Genomic DNA, 18,753 nt, shown 5'->3' on the forward strand with positions numbered 1-18,753 from the left:
TCATTAAATTTGTGATCTTGTTGTGCGCAGAGAAAATGCATCAGGGCAAGACGCTTGATTGAGCAATAGCTGGCTATTGTGATTGAGAGCACCGTAGCCTTGGTGTATTTTAACCAGCACAAGTGAGCAATAACTTAATGAAATTGGTATTAATCTTCAGTGCGCATGGCGAGCAACTCATACCCTGCATTAAAAATAAGCTAGCTTAAGTGCAGTGGCTGATGAACTAACTCTCTAACCTTCGACATTGATTTTCCGTCAAAAATAAACTCAAAGTGTTTAGTTTGAATAGCGCTAGTGACATGAATAGGTGAAAATAATCCCCAACAGGTGGCACCTTGATTTCTTACCGAGTAATATTGAAAACCTTGCTGAGCATTCTTTTTAAGCTCTGCGCCAAGCCGCCTTGGTAGCGAGTAATCCTCTGGTTCATAAATACCTTTAACCTGAAATAAATCAACAACACTTGCACTAAAGGTTACTTTTAAACAACGCATATCCACAGTATCATAATGTAAACCCTGCAGGTTTTGAAAGTATTTGTCTTGATGGTAAAGGGTTTCTTTAATGGCGGTATCAATCGTGTCGGCAAGATAAAGCACACCAAAGTCACCATTGCTAAAGCGTGAGCCTTCAGGATTAATATGGGTAAAAGGCGCGGTTACATAATTTACACCATCAATGCCAAAAGGAATTTCATTACTTGATAGTAGTGATAAGTCGCCAAGCTCATTTAATATTCTTGGGTTGGTTAGTGCTTGAATAGCGTAAACCGTTGCAAAGTCTTCTTGACTGACAACATCATCAAAAAGCGTCATAGGAGGAAATTTTGAGTTTACTAACCTAAAAGCAATTTTGTTCAGCAACTTTACTTTTTTAGTGTTGGCCTTCATCTTACCACTGCCCGTTACGCATGGCGTCTATCCGCTTGAAAACTTCGTATAAGGTGCCAAAATTTCCACTTGAGATCAGCGACAGTGGCGAATGGCCATTAAAGTAAGGATTATCATTTTTCATTGCCATAAAGCCATAAACATTGTCAGGATTAGAAAAAACCATTTTTAATGCTTGATGAATATTAGCAATGTAACTAATACGCTCTAATTGGTCGTTAGAAAGGCTGGCGCTTTCATTATGATTAAAACGATAATAGCTACTTTTGCTCAAGCCTAGAATAGCTTGCTTGTCGCTGGCACTGCATTGCCACTTCTCTAATATATTACTACCGAGTTTAAAAGCCACGGCGCTGTTAATTTTTGGTGCTTGATGTTGCTTATTTGCAGCCTTCATTGAGATCTCCTGATAAAATCGATGTGCCATAAAAGTCGCTAATCTTATTATATCAACTTAAGTGTAGTTTCAAATGGTACTTTTATCAATAATTCGCCTCAAATGATTCGGTTTTTTAAATGATAAGGTAATTAGCAAGCTAGTTATGCTTGGGTGCTGTGCTTTTTTTTGATAATTTTTTTAATGGTTTTTTCTGATAAGAGTAAAAATATTACCGCAGAAAGTATGGCGGAGGCGAAAATCATACACATGACAATAATTTGATATCTTACGGCGATCAAAGGAGAAATCCCTGACAGAATTTGCCCTGTCATCATGCCGGGTAATGAGACTAAACCCACAGCGAATAATGAATTAATGACGGGTATTGTCGCCGCATTAAGTGCCTGCTTACGTGCTATTGGATAGGGGGTTTTATTGTCCAGTTCTGAAAATATTCGTTCTGCAGACAAACTAATGCTGTTCATCGCGGTGGCGAATATCATACCAGCCAGTGGAATAATAACTTGTGCTTGATACCAGGGCTTTAAAGACAATGCGCCTTGGCTGATCACCAATAAAGTAAAGCCACCGCCACATAATATGGCAATAAAACCTTGTTTAAACAGCACTAATCGATATTCAGGTAATGTGCGTAAGGCAATCCAGCAAGAAATACTGACCATAGCTAATAAAATTGAGGTGATTAACCACACATTGTCGGAATAAAAAATGTAGCTTAGTGCGTAGCCGATAAATAATAACTGTATCAGCATACGTGAAAGGGCATAGCTCGCTTGTTTTACATTGAGTGACCATAAATATAAAAAAGCCAGCGCAATAACAACGGGGATAAAAGCAATAGATAGATCAACTAAGCTGATCATTTGCAGGGTATCATTCATGGGCATTAAAAGTAGTTAACCTAAGATTTTAATAAGCGTTTTATTATCAACAATAACAGGCATTAAAAGCGCGTTATTAGGAAAATTCGCTTATGGGTTGATCAAATTATTTATAAAGGTGAAACTATTATTTAGTATATTCCCTTTAGATACAAATTTAGTGTATAACACGGCGATAACATATTTAATAAAAACGCTAGTAACAAGCTCTAGTAACAAGGAACACTCAGTGAATGACACCCGTAAAAAATTTATACTTTTACTCTTAATAATAACAGGACTTTTTTCGTCATTTTCACTGTTGGCTCACGGCGTAGACGATGTTACAAAACAGTTTTTAGAGGCTAATGAAGGGAGCGCAATATTCCCATTTATTTATATTGGCGCAAAACACATGCTAACAGGTTATGACCATTTATTATTTCTGGTTGGTGTGGTGTTCTTTTTATTTCGCAGCAAAGACGTGTTGCTTTATGTCAGCTTATTCACGCTAGGCCATAGTTTAACTTTGCTCTATGGCGTATTTAGCCAGATTGAAATTAATCCCTATATTATCGATGCCATTATCGGGTTATCTGTGGTCTATAAAGGTTTTGATAACTTAGGCGGCTTTCAACGGCTATTTAACTACCAACCCAACACTAAAATTGCTGTAACAGTATTTGGTTTATTTCATGGTTTTGGTTTAGCCACTAAAATACAAGAATTTCAGTTACCCAGTAATGGCTTAGTGAGCAATATTATTTCATTCAATCTTGGGGTCGAAATAGGTCAGCTTTTAGCACTTGCCATGGTGTTAATCATATTAAGTTTTTGGCGTAAACATAGTAGCTATTTAAGCTTTGCAACCTTCACCAATACCGCGCTAATAAGCGCCGGCTTTATGCTGATAGGTTTACAACTCACAGGCTACTTTATCAGTTAGCGTGAGTGATTTACGCTCATTAAAGTACCATCAACTTTGGGCTATTTTAGCGAGTTGTTAGCGTATCAAGTAAATCAATAAAACAAATAAAAAGATATTTAGGATATAACATGCATAAATTTAATATACCTGTACATAGCACGACAACTTTAATTAAAGCCACTGCTATTGCGCTTTTAGTGGCAATAACGCTACTGATCACCTGCATTTTACCCGCAGAATATAATATTGACCCAACGGGTAGTGGCAAAGCATTAGGGCTAACGGCAATAGCCGAAGCGTCAGAAAAGTCGCCAACCTTGATCGTAGAGCGAGGTAAACAAAATGATCTATTACGCAGTGATAACGTTGAGATTATTATCCCTGCAGGCAAAGGGCTAGAATATAAATTATATATGGATAAATATGCCCATGTGGAGTACGAGTGGACATCGGGTGTTACAGCACTTTATTTTGATTTTCACGGTGAGCCAGCAGGGGATACAACGGGATATTTTGAAAGCTTTTCAATTGCCACCACAAACAATATGCAAGGTTCACTAACGACACCCTTTAAAGGCTCTCACGGTTGGTATTGGAAAAACACCACGCAAGAACCGGTAACAGTTTCGTTATCAATTAAGGGTTATTATACGATTAAAGGCTAAAGGCTTTGGTGATAAAAAGCTGTTGTTAGTGGCTTTATTAGCTAGTTTATTGACAAATTTTTATCAAATTTTTCAATGATTTATACGTTTTTTTTATATTCATTCCTTACTGAAATTTTTACAGCAGTTAGGAGTGTCTAGACCCTATATTCGCTATATTAAGTGTCTTATCACTCTATTATTTAGGCACTCTATTATTTAAACACACACTTTGTCAGTAAGGAAACGGCTTTGTTTTCACGTTTATATAACTTTATGCCTGGCTTGAAGGTTTTGTTCAATTATCAGCGTAAATGGCTCGCTGATGATGCAAAAGCGGCATTGTCGGTTGCAGCAGTCGCTTTACCGGTTGCTATCGCTTATGCACAGCTAACCGGTGTTAATGCTGTTGTTGGTTTATATTCCTGTGTATTACCCATGATCATATATGCGCTATTTGGCACCTCCAAGCAATTGATTGTTGGTCCTGATGCCGCGACCTGTGCGGTTATTGCCGCCGTGGTAACGCCTTTAGCCGCAGGTGACATTGTTAAGCATTGGCAATTAGTGATCACCATGACGGCGATGACAGGTTTTTGGTGCATAATTGCCAGTCGTTTTAAGCTTGGCGTATTGGCGGATTTTTTATCTAAACCTATTTTGATGGGACTATTAAATGGTGTCGCCATTACCATTATTGTGGGTCAGTTTTCTAAAGTTTTTGGTTTTACATTTGACGAAAGGCACCTGGTTGAGCGTTTAGGGGGTGTACCTGAATATCTCTCGCAAGCGCATGTGCCAACGCTATTAATGGCCTTATTTACTGTCAGCATTTATTTTGTTATCAAACGCTTAAAACCCACTTTTCCCGCTTCTATGTTCGCCATCGCTTTTGCAGCTACGTTAGTATGGTTTTTTAATTTAGAACAGTTTGAGATAAAAACCATTGGCATTGTTGAGGGTGGTTTACCCTTATTTAAAGCACCTGATTTTGATCTTGGTATTATGCGTGGGCTAGTTATGCCAGCACTTAACCTAGCGATAGTCAGCTTTGTGAGTATGATGCTAACCGCACGCAGTTTTGCTGAAAAAAATAGCTACGATATTGACTCAGATAAAGAATTTATGGCCTTGGGTATGGCAAATTTTGCGTCTGCTTTATCACAAGGCTTCGCAGTGAGCGGTGCAGACTCTCGCACGGCAGTGAATGATGCCAATGGCGGTAAAACACAATTAGTCTCTATTATAGCGGCGATTATTATCGCCATTATTGCGATTTTTTTAACGGCGCCACTTGAGTTTATTCCCAGCGCTGCATTGGGTGTTGTATTGATCATTGCGTCAATACATCTTTTAGATTTAAAAGCGGTATGGCGATTAAGATTAAAAGACCGGCAAGCATTTTACTTAACCTTAATCACATTATTTGCGGTGCTGTTTATTGGTGTTATTCCTGGTATTACGCTGGCGGTATTACTGGGTTTATTTCAATTTATTCGAACCGTAATGCGCCCTACAGACAATATACTTGGTGTTGATATCAATGGTGTGGTGCGAAGTTTAGATACTAGCGATAAAGCCAAAGCGATAGACGGTGTTTTCATCTATCGTTTTAATTCACCGTTAACCTACTTTAATTCTAGTTTTTTTAAACGTAGGTTATTAGAGCAATATGCCCGACAAAAAGATGGTGTTGAGTGTGTCATTATTGACGCGGTGCCATGCTTCACACATTTAGATTTAAGTGTTATGGCCATGCTGGCAGATTTGAATACTATCTTTAAAAAGCGCGGGGTACGCCTTGAGCTTGCCGGTAGAAAACGCCAACTGCTGGCGTGGTTTAAAAACGCAGATATTAAATCAGGTAGCGAGGGCATTTATGTTCATTCTGACTTGTATTTAGCGTTGAGAATAAATAAAAGTAAACAAATCGCCGATGAAGAGGCGCAAAGGTAAGGTCTTTATGCGATCAATGTGCCACTAAATATTAGTTTTTACACCATTATATTCTAGTAAAATTAGGCTGACTTGTTGAACACGTTTTACGAAACTCTTTTTACATGCTCGCTCGTCTTTTGTATGGTCGTGTTCCCCAAAGGGACCAAAACCGTCAAGTGTCACTACGCCCGCTGCTGAAACAATATTGGCATCACTAACGCCGCCTCTTGTTTCTGTCGGTAATTTTTCACCTAAAATAGATTCTAGCTTGGCGAGAAATTGAGCCTGCTTATCGTTAGCTTGCATAACGTCGCGTTGAATACCACCAGACAATTTGGCGCTGACCCCTTTTACCTGCTCGGTTGCGACGATACCATTGATTGCAGCGAGTAAACGATCTCGTTCGTTGTGTGTTTTGTAACGAATTTCCAGTAGCAAATGTGCATTGGGTGAAATCGTATTGGCACCGATTCCGCCGCTAATTTTTCCAACATTTACTGTTGTGCCTTGTGCAAGATTGGTCAGCTGATTTAGTTTGATAAGCATTTTTGCTGCCGCTAAATTAGCATCTGCACCCTGTAGATAATTATTACCGGCATGCGCGGCTTTACCGCTAAGATCAATAGCAAAAGTGCCAACACCTTTGCGTCCAACCACCACTTCTCCGTTTTTACCTGCGGCTTCAAATACCAGACAGGCCTGATAGCTTTTTGCTAATACAGCGGTGATCTGGCGGCTATCATCACTGCCTGTTTCTTCATCGCTTACTAGCAGCACGTCAATATTAGCAATACTTCCACGTCTTTTCGCTACTTCCCTTAGGGCGCAAATGGCGACATGAATGCCGCCTTTCATATCACAGACGCCTTGTCCATAGATCCACTCTTTATCTTCACTAAACAGGTTAGGTACTTCTGGCGGTAAAACAGTATCTAGGTGACCTAGCAGTAAAAGTTTATTGCCGCTGTTAGTTTGGGCGCTAAATAGCAGATGATCGCCGATATCATTTCTGGGGTATCGTTTGGTGTGATACCCCAGTTTTTCAAATAGGCTTTGATAGCGCTTACCTAAAAGATCGACGCCTTTTTTGTTGTGGGTATTGGAGTTCATTTTTATGAGTTCAGCGAGCTCTGAAAAATCATAATTTGATCCGTCAGGTTTCATTGGATCAGTATCAGCTTTTAAATCTAAATTAATCTTCATGTGGCTCCTTACCGGTTAATCATATAGGGGATAAAAATACAGATGACAGCTTAAAACAAAGGTTAAAAAATTTAATAATCCCTCACCCTGACATTTGTCAAATTAGTTGCAGGTTAATTAATTTATAATTATTCAGATGAGGTTAATAACTGCTCGAACTAAGCTTGATATTTGATAACGATACAAGCGTTTATTTTTTTGATTAACTTTACTGAGTGGCAACTATATGACTGATTACATTATTGGGATGTGGATGTACCGAAATGGCGGTGGGGAAGTAATACAGCAACGTATTATTAAGCAACTAAATCAAAATGGGATTGCAGTTATTAATAATTTGAGCTTGAAAAATGGCTATGCAAATAATGGTCATATATTTTCCGGCGAGGTAGACATGGCAAACCTAGATCTCTACTTTTCCTATAACGCTAGTGAGCAGAGTGATTATCAGGTGTATCTCTACCAAGCGCTTAATATGACGGTGCCTTGTATTAATAGCTTTGAAGCTTTTTGTGTGTCGGAAGACAAGTTTAAAACTTCTCATTTACTTAATCAAAATGGTATCCCAACCGCTAATTATCAATTATGTCATCACCAAGAGTTGGAAAGGGCCAGAGAGATATTGCGTAACTGGGGCGGCAAAGCACTGTTTAAACCCACTAACGGCTGGGGCGGTAAGGGTATTATTAACATTGAAAGTGCAGCCGAGTTCGAACGGTTATTACCGTTATTAAATGAGACTAAGCCTGGTTATTTTTATCTCGAAAGATGGATAGACAATGACTTTACAGATTTTCGAGTAGACGTGGTTGATGGGACGATTGTGGGTTGCTACGGACGCAAAGCAGCGCAAGGCGACTGGCGTACAAATATTTCTTGCGGTGGTTCGATAATTTTACGCGAGATAAACGATCAAATAGCCTCTATTTCGCTACGCGCAGCTAGGTTAACAGGCTTAGATATTGCGGGGGTTGACCTGATTTATGACCGAGAACGCGAACAATTTGTGGTATTGGAAGTCAACGGTATTCCTGCCTTTGCCACACCGGAACAAGAAAAATTCGGACTGGATTTTAATACGCGAAAAATTGATAAAATCGTCAATTTAATCAAACGCAAAGTTAAATTTAATTCTAATTCTATAGGAAATATTCATGAGCAAGCACTTGCCAAATACATTGCCTAAAATTGCCTTTTTATATCTCGACCATGTACAACGTTTTTTTGATTACTCTAATTTTAAAGGCTGGCCTGATAAAATAGAAAAGGTGGTTTATCATTGGGGTAAAGACAAAGAACGCTTTATTGCTGCGGTAAAAAGTAAAAAAATTGACGTATTGATCGGTAATATTCCGGCAACCGCTTATGAGACTTTTCGTGAGATTGCGCGCGCGTTACCGGCAGTACAATTTATCCCCTCCCTTGATAGCCAATTCTCAAATAAATCGAAGGAAAATGTGACCCGGTTTTGTAAAAAATATGCACTGCCGATCCCTAATACGCATATTTTTTATCAACCACAAAAGGCCTTTGATTTTCTGTCTAAGGCAGCGTACCCGCTCATCATCAAAAAATCTTATGGTCCCTCTAACTATGGCGGTTATTTCGTCCACAAAGTAGATTCATTTGCGCAGGCCTGTGAACTTTTGGAGTGCAAAAAATATTACCCCGTATACGTACAAGACTTTATCCCGATGGCAGCAGATATTCGAGTGATGTTAATCGGTAACAAACCAGTATGTGCCTTTTGGCGCAGACCCCCGCTAGGTAAATGGCTAACCAACACGAGCCAAGGTGGCTCTATGGATTATAAAGCAGTACCCCGAAAAGTTTTGCAATTATCGGTTAAGGCATCAAAAGCAGCAAACGCTGAATTTTGGGCATGTGATATCGCCGTGGGAAAAGATGGTCAATACCGCATTTTAGAATGCGCCACGGCTTTTGCCGCATTTTCTTATATCAGAGACTGGATAGGCCAGTACCTAATGTGGAGTTTGTCTTCAGGCCAATTTTCTAAGCCTTATATCCCCCTTTATAACTGGGAAGAGTTAGGGAAAATAAATTCTGCTTTGCTTCGCACTATGCGTCACATCAGTTTTTCAAGACAATGTCATCAGAGCGTCAACGATAGTGGTGAAACCTTCGACAACATAAGTGCAGACGGTTCCCCATTACTTAATACTGAGCCAAATCAGTACGAAGAATGGCCGAGTGATGTTTGGAATTATCAAGATAATTATGCGCGTTATCAACCAAGCCTTGATAAAACCTCTGAAGTGGCTGTTCAATCCGTTGGTGCACAGGAGAGTGATATACCTGCTTTTGAAAATGTAGGCAGAGAAGACATACAAGTAAAAGAGCAATTGCCGCCGGTACTGCCTGTTATAAGTGAATAACAGTAATATTATTCGATTGAAAAATAAAATGGCCTTCTATTATGAAAAAACAATATTCAACTTATCAGCAAACCTGTGAATTTTTGGCCAATGCGATGCGCGAATACCCTGATCTAATTCAGGTTAATAGCATTGGTGAAACGTGGGAAAAACGGCCCATCATGATGGCAACAATTTCCAATGATGTGAGCAACGCGGGCAATAAACCGGCTTTGCTTTATACCGGTTCAATTCATGCGCGCGAGTGGATTGGCAATGAGTTAGCGATAAAGTTTATTCAATATATTATTGATAACCATCAATATCATCCGATGTTAGCATCGGCACTCAATAGTAGTAGTCTTTATATTGTGCCTTGTCTTAACCCTGACGGTTTTGAATATTCGCATACCCATTTTTCATTTTGGCGCAAAAATAGGAGGGACAACGGCGACAATACCTTTGGTGTTGACCTTAATCGTAATTTTGGCGTGCGTTTTAAAAAAGGAACGGACACCAGTTCGGCGATATATTCAGGTCCAGCCGCATTTTCTGAGCCTGAAACTCAAGCCATCAAAGTGTTTGTTGAGACTCACCCCAATATTCGTGTTGCTCTTGATTATCATTCACAAGGTAATGTTTTTTTCCCCGCGCATAAATTCAATCACGAGAAAGAAATTGAAGGCACTGATTTGAATGTGTTGTGCGCCAACATGAACAATGAAATCAGGAAAGTTACCGGACGAGAATACGGTATTCATCGAGGAAAACCACCGTTTAATTTGATCCACGGTAGCGGCCGTGAGTATTATTATGATAGAGGAATAATGAGCATAGTGGTTGAAGTGGGTAGCCGAAATATTCCCGATTATTTGCAATATATGGCGCAATCGATTGATGAAAATATTCCGGCCTTGTTGCTTGCTTTCAGAACAGTGAGAAATTACGTTAAAGAGGCTCCACCGCGTATTGAAAATTTCAATGTGACTGATATCACTGCTGATAGCGTTAGTTTGAGTTGGGACAGTCTGGAAAATAAAGCGATATATTTTGAAATATTTCGCAGTGACACCTCTAAATCAGCTTGTTCAAGAGAGAATTTGATTGCGATCACTCATAGTGTCGAGTTTACCGATATTCAATTGAAGAGCGGTCAGATGTATTATTATAATCTTCACGCGATTGATCCCAGCAATATGCTAAATTCACCGTTTAGTCCCGAAATCAGGTTAAAAACAAAGTTGGCGCCGGATGAATTTTCTCGTGCCTTACTCCCAGCCAAAAGCGATATTGGTTACCTTGGCGAATATAGTCTTGATGCCAATAAAAAACATTTTGGTCGAAATTCTATGTTTATTGGTGTTTCTAGTAAAAAAGGGATCTGTTTTGGCTTAATTGCTTTTTCACTGAAAAACTTATCTCCTGAGCTAACCATTAAATCGGCCATTTTTTCTTTATATCCGATGAATAGAGTGGGTGCCAAAATTGAAACCTATGGCGAATGGAGTATTTCGATCCTTGACGCTAATACGCTGGAAGACATCTCTGATTTCAATCAGGTTCAAAATGCTGTGCCTTTACTTACCTTAGGGCAAACCATTGAGTCTGATCATCTCAGACAAGGTATATGGAAAGAATGGCGCTTTAACGGCGTTGAGCGTGCGTTATTACAAAATCAAATTACGAGTGGTCGTATTCTGTTTAGAATACAGGGACCAAACACATTGCCCTTAGGGCAAAAATCTCAGCTTATGCAGTTTGATATTGGTTATGGTCCATTTGGTGGAGGGGTCCATTATCGACCATTCCTTGATATTATTTATCGTGCGAAACCAACAGAGCTAAGATTAACGCCGGTAGCGTTAAACACCATTTCAATGCACAAAATTGACGAAGATTGTCTGAGCTGCGGGTTTGACAGTGAAGGGGGGGTTGTTTATGGTCAAATGGCTTTTACATTGGATCAGTTACCAGACCCCGAGGAAACGGTGATCACTGATGCTTACCTTGTTATGCAGAATAAAAACAGTATTAATACTAACAAAGATATTCGCTTTACGATTGAACTCGCAGAGCTTAAAGATCTGGATTATGTTAGCGTCAAGAATCGACAGAAAATTGAATTTATCGGTTATGAAATCAGTAACACACAACTTAAAAAAAGTGCCCAGCACCATCTGATTTTTGACAGCTATTGTCGTCAAGACCTGGAACGGCTTCACTCTGAAGGAAAGCCCGTTTACTTCATTATCAGACCGACGGCTATCTCCCAAGAACGTGACGCTATTATTGACTGGTCATGCAATGACAAGAATAACGAACCAAGTCTAATGATTGACTATGTCACACGTCGTAAAAATTCCGTGTCACCACCCACTAATTTATCGCTAACGATTGAAAATTCATTGGTGAAATTGAGTTGGGATAACCCAGAAGATAAAGATTTTATTGGTTGTTATGTGGTGAGAAATTGTTTTCATCCACCCATGTCACCTTTCGATGGGGTTAAGCTCTATGCGGGAAAAGACCAATATACCTACGATAAATATGGTAACGCCAATATTCCCAAATACTATTCTGTTTTTAGTTATGATGTGGTGCCAAACTATTCAAAACCCGCAAGTATCTGTTATAACGTGACTGATACCCTTGTTGTTAATGAAGATTTCATCGACTTCGATCATTTTGATGAAATGTTGAGCGAGTACGAAAATGATGACGGAGATATTGAATAGCCTGCTTGTTAAGTGTCATTGTACTCGCTCTAATTAAGACAATAATGGGCTTTGTCACTCACACATGAAAACCATCAATAATGATACTGGCTTTTTTTTCTCAAGTGTTTTATCAAGTTTTTGATGCTTGAACATTGTGCTGTTGTGTTATCTCCTGATTAATAACTTCTGGGTCATCAGTACGCTTATTAATACTCAGTGGTGCAGGTATCTCGGCAACATATATGCCTTTGCTACGCCATATTCCTGTATTCCAACGCTTTAAGGCTATAATTCCGCGAATACATTCATCTAAACTGGTTGCCAGCCAAATACCCACTAAACCATAGCCGAAATGTAGCCCTAACAGCCAAGCTAAGGGTAAAGCCATAAACCACATAATAATAAAGCCAACCATTGACACATAACGTGCATCGCCAGACGCTCGTAATGATGCGCCAACAATCAAATTAAAACTTCGGCCAAACTCACCGATGATGGCAATAATCAATATCAGCTTGCCCAACGCCCAAATTTCAATATTGCTGGTAAATATTGCAAACAACTGGTCAGAAAATGTCAATAAGGTGAAAACAAAAAACATCGCCCCGGCAATACCCAGCTTAAGTCCCAACATCAGTTGTTGATCAGCCTCTTCAAAACGCTTGGCACCGATATAATGGGCGACCTTAATTTGTACGCCTGAACTGATAGCAAAGCCATATAAAATAGCGGTAAAAAGTAAATTAAAGCTATAAACACGCGTGGCTAAAGCAAGCTCACCCATACTGACGATCATAACTGTCATCAAGATTTGGGTTAGATGCCACGACATAGGCTCTAACACCGATGGCAGTGCTATTTTTAAGATGGGCGCACTATCCGTTTTAAATAATAGCCAGCGCTTGGGTAAAGTAATCTTGATATGTAAATGTTTAATAATGATCACAAGGGTAAAGCATAAACTGACAACCCAAGCGATGACCGACGCATAAGCAACACCTTGTACTCCTAAATCAGGGAAGCCGTGTTTTCCGTCAATCAATAGATAGTTAAATAATATATTGACTATGGTCATGACGAAAGTCGACCACATATTCCAATGTGTTTTACCTTGAGAGGTTAAAACAGCAGCGGCAGCAAAGCGTACGGCTAATATCGCAGTGCCCATACCTATGGTGCTTAAGTATATGCTCGCCATACCTGCCATATCATCGGTTAAACCCATCCATTGCGCGAAGAGAGGCGCAAAAGCCATCATGACAATGCTTAATAAAATACCGATAAAGAGCAAAATGGCAAACAGCACACCATAAGTTGCGGCTAACTTGTTATGATCTCCAGCGCCAATACGCTGTGATGCAATACTACTGCCGCCTTGATGCATAGTACTATAAAGCGCAAAGGCAATACCTAAAATAGGTATAACGGCACCTATTGACGCAGCTGCAGAATCAGATATACGGCTTAAAAACCATGCGTCAGTCACATTGATCATGAAAATGAAAAATAGATCAATAAAAATGGGCCAGGTTAAACTTAAAAGACTTCGGTCAGCAACTGATTGACTTGATTTAGGCACAATATCTCCGGAAAATTCGCAATAGCACAGTATATCAGTTGCCACGGTAATTACTGATGAATACGATTGTTACAAATCGTACTTGTGTGGTGAAAGTTAAGCGCACTGCAAAAATGAGATAAATGTGAAAAAACTGCTAGTAAAAATCACCATTTGATGATTTATTAAGCACTTAACAATAAAAATCAAACAAAATGCCTAATAAGCTAAATTAGCACTTTACAAAGCAGTGAACAGTATCTATTATTCGCCCCGTTCTCAAGCAGCAATGCTTTCGAACATTGGAGAGATGGCTGAGTGGTCGAAAGCACTGGTCTTGAAAACCAGCAAGGGTTTATAGCCCTTCTAGGGTTCAAATCCCTATCTCTCCGCCAAATTATAAAAAACCGCTAATCGAAAGATTAGCGGTTTTTTTTCGTCTAGAATTTAGTGGATTACGACAAGGTAAGGTTTATAGCGCCAATCCTTCGAGTAGGGTTCAAATTCCTATCTCTCCGCCAAACTATAAAAAACCGCTAATCGAAAGACTGGCGGTTTTTTTTCGTCTAGAATTTAGCGAATTACAACAATGTAGGGTTTATAGCGTTGATCTTTCGAGTAGGGTGCAAATGCCTATCTCACCGCCACATTAAAAATGAAAAAGTCTTTTATATTCAACGGATTTTTTATGTCTACAGGTTTTCAAATCAGTTCAGCAGGATTGACTGAGACAATGTACTTATTTAGACTCACTAATTGCACCTATTTTACAAAAGACTTAAAAAACAGAGGTTCCCCTTTGACATAAAAATTTCATTACTTACCAAAGTACGTCAGTTTGTAAATTTATTGATCCAACTGATGTCTGTCAATTGCAACATTTAATTTAAAACTTCCAAGCTGTATTAGGATTTATCGTCGCATCGTTTCTAATGATTGGATATAAAGAAAATGGTTAAAAATAGCTGAAGTGAAATTTATTTTTTTGATGTTAGCCTTTATCAATACTCGTGTTTACATAGAACATTGATTTATATATCAATATGTTGTACTTTACTTGCAAGGCAAGTATGGAGAAATTCATATACGCAAAGTTTACGACCTTAATGTTTCGGACAAAGGTAGCGTGACTGCAATTCCCTCTTGCTTGCCTATCTATAAAAATTTAATTATAAAATTATATCAAATCGAAAGCTGTTGAATTTAGTTCTACATGGTTGTAGAAGCTTATCAACTCTCGATATAAAGGAATAGTCGTAATATGTTCAAAAATGTCATCAAAAATAACTTTATTAGAAGCAGTGTTTTTGCTGCTATTTGCACTTCTTCTTCGATAGCTAACGCTGATGAAATAAGAGTAGTATTCTCAGATGCTGAAGGCGTAGGCTTTAATAGCCAAGAAGCTTACGTTCCTGAAGGTGGCAATAACGCTACAACACTTGGAGAGGCCCGTAAAAACGTATTGTTTCGTACAATACGTATGATTGAGTCTCAGATAAATATAACATCTGACTTTGCAATAGAAGTAGAATTTGAAGCGTTAAGTGGTTATGGCGCTATTACGCTAGGACCTTCCTTTTCGAGCTTTGATGAAGGTGGTGCTAGCCCTTATGGCATAATGGAAGTAAATCGTCAGTACCCAACCAATTTACGTTATTCGTTACAGAATATTGATACTAGTTCGTGGGATATAGAGAGTGACCCTGTCAGTTCAACACAATTTTCTCCAAATAGCTCGATATACCTTGGTTTTGATAATGAAGGACAACATAGAAGTTTTATTACTACTACCTTGCATGAGTTAACACATGTGATGGGTTTTGCTAGCTTAAATTGTTTAGGTGATTGTTTCCCTGCACCATTATCTAAACCAAGTCACTTTACTAAATTTGTATTTGGCGAAGGTGATCCTTTAGTCGTTTTTGACAATTTATCTATCAGAGAGCAAGAAGAGGTTGTTTCTTCTGGTGATGGACTGTTGTTTCTGGGCTCTACCTCCACACAATCTAAATTATCTGGATTACTCACAGGCGGAATACATAATGGTGCGGTTGAACTACATGCTGATGGACAACTTGACGGACAAGAAATAGCTCATTTTTCACCTAACGTTTATCCTGAACAGTTAATGGCGTCTGTTGGTTCCAATGTATTAAACCTAGGCGCGGCGGCTTATGTTTTATGTGATATAGGTTGGTGTCGTGGCTCTGGTAAGGTTATAGATATTGGATTAAATGTTGAAAATACCAAATTCAAAGCGTTACCTAATGATGGGGTATATGTTGATTTTAATATAGAGAACGCCACAGACGCTCCTGCTAGTGATCTTCTTCTTGAAATAAGATTCCCAGAAGGAACTGCGCTATCAAATGCTCTATTAGAAAATGGTCAGTGTACAATAAATAATAATGCACTTATGTCGTGTACTGCCAAAAATATAGGGGCTAATGAGACGCTTGACGTTCACTTTATGTTGAGTGGCAATATCGGTGATTATGCTTTATCGGGCGAGTTGTCATCCACTTCTTTTGATGTCGATTCAAATGGTAATAATAATTTATTTGATATTGAATTCACCGCTACATCAAACCAAGCACCACAGATAACCTTAGACGAATCAGTAAATGCAAATGAAGGGGATAATGTGTCAATTATTGCGTCTGTATTCGACTCGGATGATGACGAACTTACATATTCTTGGACTCAAATCAGTGGCCCTGATGTAACGTTAACCGATGCTGACATGCAACATGTTAAAGTTACAGCGCCTCAAGTATCAAAAAATACTGACTTAGTGCTTAAATTTAGCGTTTCCGATGGGGAAGATGAAGTTTCACAAAACATTACAGTGTCGGTTGCTAATGTACCCAAAACTGACACAGAGCAATCAAAAGAAAGTTCTGGTGGTTCATTTGGGTGGATACTCGTCAACCTATTTGGTCTTGCTTTGTTCCGAAAATTCAAACGTGCTAACCCATCTGCACATTCCAGTAAATAACCAATCAAATAAGTAATTAATTTTAATGCAAATGGTTCCAATGTGTGACGCTAGTTCTTGTGTCGATTAATTTTAGCCATTCTGCATTAATTATTGTTCACCAATGGAATATGGGGCTATCGCGGCGTGATAAAAAATGTGTCCGTTTTATCGGGGAAATATTATCAAGGGTAGTTATAACATCACTAAATGCAAATAATTGCTCTTACTTGATGTAATTTAGTGGGTCGCCTGTGGTTATTTTCCATCTCAATTCCTTCCAAAATAGAAAAGAACCTCCTTACTCAATATTCTCATTTATGAATATGAATTCAGTCATATTCTCTTACAGATCACCATGGGACTTCATTGCAAAGATTTTGATTAATTGTCAGACTTCTTTTTGCTATAACAGTGCTATATCCATTTAAATGAAAATCGTTCAGTTTGGTATTATTTATATAGCGAAAGTTTCTGCTGTTTAAGTCGGTCTGCTCACTTGTATGAACAAATGTAATGTTACTTACAAGGCTAAAACAAGCTTATTTATAAATTTTAATTCGACATAAATAGTTCTGTATTGCATTGTTATTTAATAAGGTTAAATGAGATAAAGCGTATTGTTTTATTCATAAGCATCTTAAAAAATAGCTTTAAAATACATTGTTACGAATTCAAGTTACTTAATTAATTCAATCATATATATACAGAGGTAATATGAAAGCCCCATTTTTAAAAACATTTTTTACTTTAGTTTTATTACTTAATTGTCATCAGCTTTTTGCTGGTGAAATTGCAAAAACAGCAACATCTATGACACCATTAACCAAACCTAAAGTTATTATTTTTGATGTTAACGAAACACTACTCGACTTAACAAGCATGCGTAAATCTGTAGGCGATGCTATTGGTGGACGAGAAGACTTATTACCTTTATGGTTTTCAACTATGTTACATCACTCTTTAGTTGTTTCAGCAACTGGCGAATATGAGAGCTTTGGTAATATTGGTGTAGCTGCGCTACAAATGGTTGCTAAAATTAATGGTATAGACATTACTAAAGAAGACGCTAAAAAATCTATTTTAACGCCATTACGTTCACTACCTGCACACCCTGATGTTGCTGAAGGTTTAGCGGCATTAAAAGCGCAAGGTTATAAATTAGTAACATTAACTAACTCTTCGTTAGCGGGTGTTAAGCTACAACTTAAAAACTCAGGTTTAAGCCAATACTTTGATGCGAACTTAAGTATTGAATCTGTAGGTGTATTTAAGCCTCATCTTGCTACTTACCAATGGGCAATTAAAGACTTAGGCGTTGATGCTGACGAAGCATTAATGGTTGCTGCTCACGGTTGGGATATTGCGGGTGCTGATAAAGCAGGTTTACAAACAGCTTTTATCCGTCGTACAGGTAAAGTGTTATTTCCACTTGCTGCACAACCTGATTACAGCGTATTAGATGTTAATGACCTTGCTAAAACATTAGCTAAGTTTAAATAAACAACTATCTGCCATGCGTTGCAGTATTTTACTCAACGCATGGCGCTATCCCTTCTAATATCACCTCAAAAAATCAACTATTCAACTTGGTATAACACTCGCTTTACTTCATAATCCTACATAACAAACCACCAAATCAATAAACATTTCATTTCGATTTCTCTATTTTTAGCTGGTGATCTTGCCCCGATAAAACGGAACTATACCTAATAATGAAAATATTTTTACTTACACATGAGCGTGAATTACATAGGGCAACTAATACCGGCGCTCTGGCACTAGAAAGTGCTAATGAAATTGTTGAACGTGTACTCTGGGAAAGAGTAAACCCTAACAAAGACCTGACTCGACTCATAGAAAATAATGAGGCGGTATTATTATATTCGAAGGCAGAATCATCGTCTGCAGCATCAAAGCCAAGGCCAACAATTGAAGCGTATGAAAACATTATTATTATTGATAGCACATGGCAGGAATCAAATAAAATTTTCAACCAGAGCTCGTATTTAAAAAATGCGCCACAATGCACTTTGAAAACGGCAAATGCTTCGTTATATAACCTGAGAGCCAATCAACCTAAAGGTGGCCTATGTACCATCGAATGCATAATCGAAGTATTAAGGCTTAAAGGACAAGATAAGATGGCAGCAGAATTATCATTAAAATTTGAGCAATTTAATGGCAAAAAACTTAACAAAAAACTTAACAAAATATTAAACTAAAGATTAGGGTTGGCTGCGTTTACGCTACTTTTTAT

Annotated in this window: 14 protein-coding genes, 1 tRNA gene and 1 riboswitch; of the genes, 10 read left to right on the forward strand and 5 right to left on the reverse strand. The window is 38.4% G+C overall.

The genetic code is table 11. From position 1 onward, the window contains the following. Positions 1-200: 200 nt before the first annotated feature. The 3 genes from H4J59_RS15795 to H4J59_RS15805 all read right to left on the reverse strand — a co-directional run bounded on the left by H4J59_RS15795 (position 201) and on the right by H4J59_RS15805 (position 2,180). The gene (locus H4J59_RS15795; RefSeq protein WP_259369568.1) at positions 201-818 is read right to left on the reverse strand and encodes an RES family NAD+ phosphorylase; all 618 of its coding nucleotides are present in this window, start codon (positions 816-818) and stop codon (positions 201-203) included. Positions 819-894: 76 nt separating this feature from the next. Beyond that, complete coding sequence (locus H4J59_RS15800) at positions 895-1,290, reverse strand: antitoxin Xre-like helix-turn-helix domain-containing protein (protein WP_182240969.1); 396 nt, start codon at positions 1,288-1,290, stop codon at positions 895-897. 143 nt (positions 1,291-1,433) lie between these two features. Next, entirely contained in the window at positions 1,434-2,180 is a 747-nt protein-coding gene (locus tag H4J59_RS15805; protein ID WP_259369569.1) for an ABC transporter permease, read from the reverse strand. Between the two features lie 223 nt (positions 2,181-2,403). Here H4J59_RS15805 and H4J59_RS15810 point away from each other — a divergent pair, with 223 nt between their 5' ends. The 3 genes from H4J59_RS15810 to H4J59_RS15820 all read left to right on the forward strand — a co-directional run bounded on the left by H4J59_RS15810 (position 2,404) and on the right by H4J59_RS15820 (position 5,681). Next, a complete protein-coding gene (locus H4J59_RS15810) occupies positions 2,404-3,099 on the forward strand; it encodes a HupE/UreJ family protein (RefSeq protein ID WP_182198685.1) in 696 nt (231 codons plus the stop codon). Between the two features lie 110 nt (positions 3,100-3,209). Continuing rightward, complete coding sequence (locus tag H4J59_RS15815; protein WP_182240971.1) at positions 3,210-3,746, forward strand: hypothetical protein; 537 nt, start codon at positions 3,210-3,212, stop codon at positions 3,744-3,746. Between the two features lie 231 nt (positions 3,747-3,977). Further along, the gene (locus H4J59_RS15820; protein WP_182240973.1) at positions 3,978-5,681 is read left to right on the forward strand and encodes a SulP family inorganic anion transporter; all 1,704 of its coding nucleotides are present in this window, start codon (positions 3,978-3,980) and stop codon (positions 5,679-5,681) included. Positions 5,682-5,705: 24 nt separating this feature from the next. Here H4J59_RS15820 and H4J59_RS15825 read toward each other — a convergent pair whose 3' ends face one another. Then, positions 5,706-6,866, reverse strand: a complete 1,161-nt coding sequence (locus H4J59_RS15825; protein WP_259369570.1) for a M20 family metallopeptidase — start codon at positions 6,864-6,866, stop codon at positions 5,706-5,708. A 226-nt stretch (positions 6,867-7,092) separates the two neighbouring features. On the opposite strand from H4J59_RS15825, the gene H4J59_RS15830 reads away from it, so the two are divergent. Genes H4J59_RS15830 through H4J59_RS15840 form a run of 3 tightly spaced genes read left to right on the forward strand, consistent with a single transcriptional unit; the run spans position 7,093 to position 11,976 of the window. After that, entirely contained in the window at positions 7,093-8,052 is a 960-nt protein-coding gene (locus H4J59_RS15830; RefSeq protein WP_182240975.1) for a RimK family alpha-L-glutamate ligase, read from the forward strand. Further along, positions 8,021-9,262, forward strand: coding sequence for a RimK family alpha-L-glutamate ligase (locus H4J59_RS15835; protein WP_182240977.1), 1,242 nt, complete (start codon positions 8,021-8,023; stop codon positions 9,260-9,262). Before H4J59_RS15830 ends, H4J59_RS15835 begins: the two co-directional genes overlap by 32 nt. A 41-nt stretch (positions 9,263-9,303) precedes the next feature. Further along, complete coding sequence (locus H4J59_RS15840; RefSeq protein WP_182240979.1) at positions 9,304-11,976, forward strand: M14 family zinc carboxypeptidase; 2,673 nt, start codon at positions 9,304-9,306, stop codon at positions 11,974-11,976. A 112-nt stretch (positions 11,977-12,088) separates the two neighbouring features. Here H4J59_RS15840 and H4J59_RS15845 read toward each other — a convergent pair whose 3' ends face one another. Beyond that, positions 12,089-13,582 carry an MATE family efflux transporter gene (locus tag H4J59_RS15845; protein WP_182240981.1) on the reverse strand — a complete coding sequence of 498 codons (1,494 nt, stop codon included), beginning with the start codon at positions 13,580-13,582 and terminating at the stop codon, positions 12,089-12,091. Between the two features lie 238 nt (positions 13,583-13,820). Between H4J59_RS15845 and H4J59_RS15850 the strand changes: the two genes are divergently transcribed. The 4 genes from H4J59_RS15850 to H4J59_RS15865 all read left to right on the forward strand — a co-directional run bounded on the left by H4J59_RS15850 (position 13,821) and on the right by H4J59_RS15865 (position 18,718). Then, positions 13,821-13,911 (forward strand) — tRNA-Ser (locus H4J59_RS15850). A 658-nt stretch (positions 13,912-14,569) separates the two neighbouring features. Then, positions 14,570-14,654: riboswitch (cyclic di-GMP riboswitch) on the forward strand. Between the two features lie 123 nt (positions 14,655-14,777). Beyond that, positions 14,778-16,514 (forward strand): PKD domain-containing protein, encoded by a 1,737-nt coding sequence (locus H4J59_RS15855; RefSeq protein WP_182240983.1) that lies wholly within the window; start codon positions 14,778-14,780, stop codon positions 16,512-16,514. 792 nt (positions 16,515-17,306) lie between these two features. Beyond that, positions 17,307-17,996 (forward strand): haloacid dehalogenase type II, encoded by a 690-nt coding sequence (locus tag H4J59_RS15860; RefSeq protein WP_220469862.1) that lies wholly within the window; start codon positions 17,307-17,309, stop codon positions 17,994-17,996. A 212-nt stretch (positions 17,997-18,208) separates the two neighbouring features. Then, a complete protein-coding gene (locus H4J59_RS15865; protein ID WP_182240987.1) occupies positions 18,209-18,718 on the forward strand; it encodes a tRNA-uridine aminocarboxypropyltransferase in 510 nt (169 codons plus the stop codon). Positions 18,719-18,753: the final 35 nt, after the last annotated feature.

The organism is Colwellia sp. MB02u-10 (assembly GCF_014077185.1).
Lineage (GTDB): Bacteria > Pseudomonadota > Gammaproteobacteria > Enterobacterales > Alteromonadaceae > Cognaticolwellia.

Bases quoted from the DNA above. Each gene is read 5' to 3' on its own strand.
- H4J59_RS15795 (WP_259369568.1), bottom strand. From the start codon at position 818: ATGACGCTTTTTGATGATGTTGTCAGTCAAGAAGACTTTGCAACGGTT.
- H4J59_RS15800 (WP_182240969.1), bottom strand. From the start codon at position 1,290: ATGAAGGCTGCAAATAAGCAACATCAAGCACCAAAAATTAACAGCGCC.
- H4J59_RS15805 (WP_259369569.1), bottom strand. From the start codon at position 2,180: ATGCCCATGAATGATACCCTGCAAATGATCAGCTTAGTTGATCTATCT.
- H4J59_RS15815 (WP_182240971.1), top strand. From the start codon at position 3,210: ATGCATAAATTTAATATACCTGTACATAGCACGACAACTTTAATTAAA.
- H4J59_RS15825 (WP_259369570.1), bottom strand. From the start codon at position 6,866: ATGAAGATTAATTTAGATTTAAAAGCTGATACTGATCCAATGAAACCT.
- H4J59_RS15830 (WP_182240975.1), top strand. From the start codon at position 7,093: ATGACTGATTACATTATTGGGATGTGGATGTACCGAAATGGCGGTGGG.
- H4J59_RS15835 (WP_182240977.1), top strand. From the start codon at position 8,021: ATGAGCAAGCACTTGCCAAATACATTGCCTAAAATTGCCTTTTTATAT.
- H4J59_RS15840 (WP_182240979.1), top strand. From the start codon at position 9,304: ATGAAAAAACAATATTCAACTTATCAGCAAACCTGTGAATTTTTGGCC.
- H4J59_RS15855 (WP_182240983.1), top strand. From the start codon at position 14,778: ATGTTCAAAAATGTCATCAAAAATAACTTTATTAGAAGCAGTGTTTTT.
- H4J59_RS15860 (WP_220469862.1), top strand. From the start codon at position 17,307: ATGACACCATTAACCAAACCTAAAGTTATTATTTTTGATGTTAACGAA.
- H4J59_RS15865 (WP_182240987.1), top strand. From the start codon at position 18,209: ATGAAAATATTTTTACTTACACATGAGCGTGAATTACATAGGGCAACT.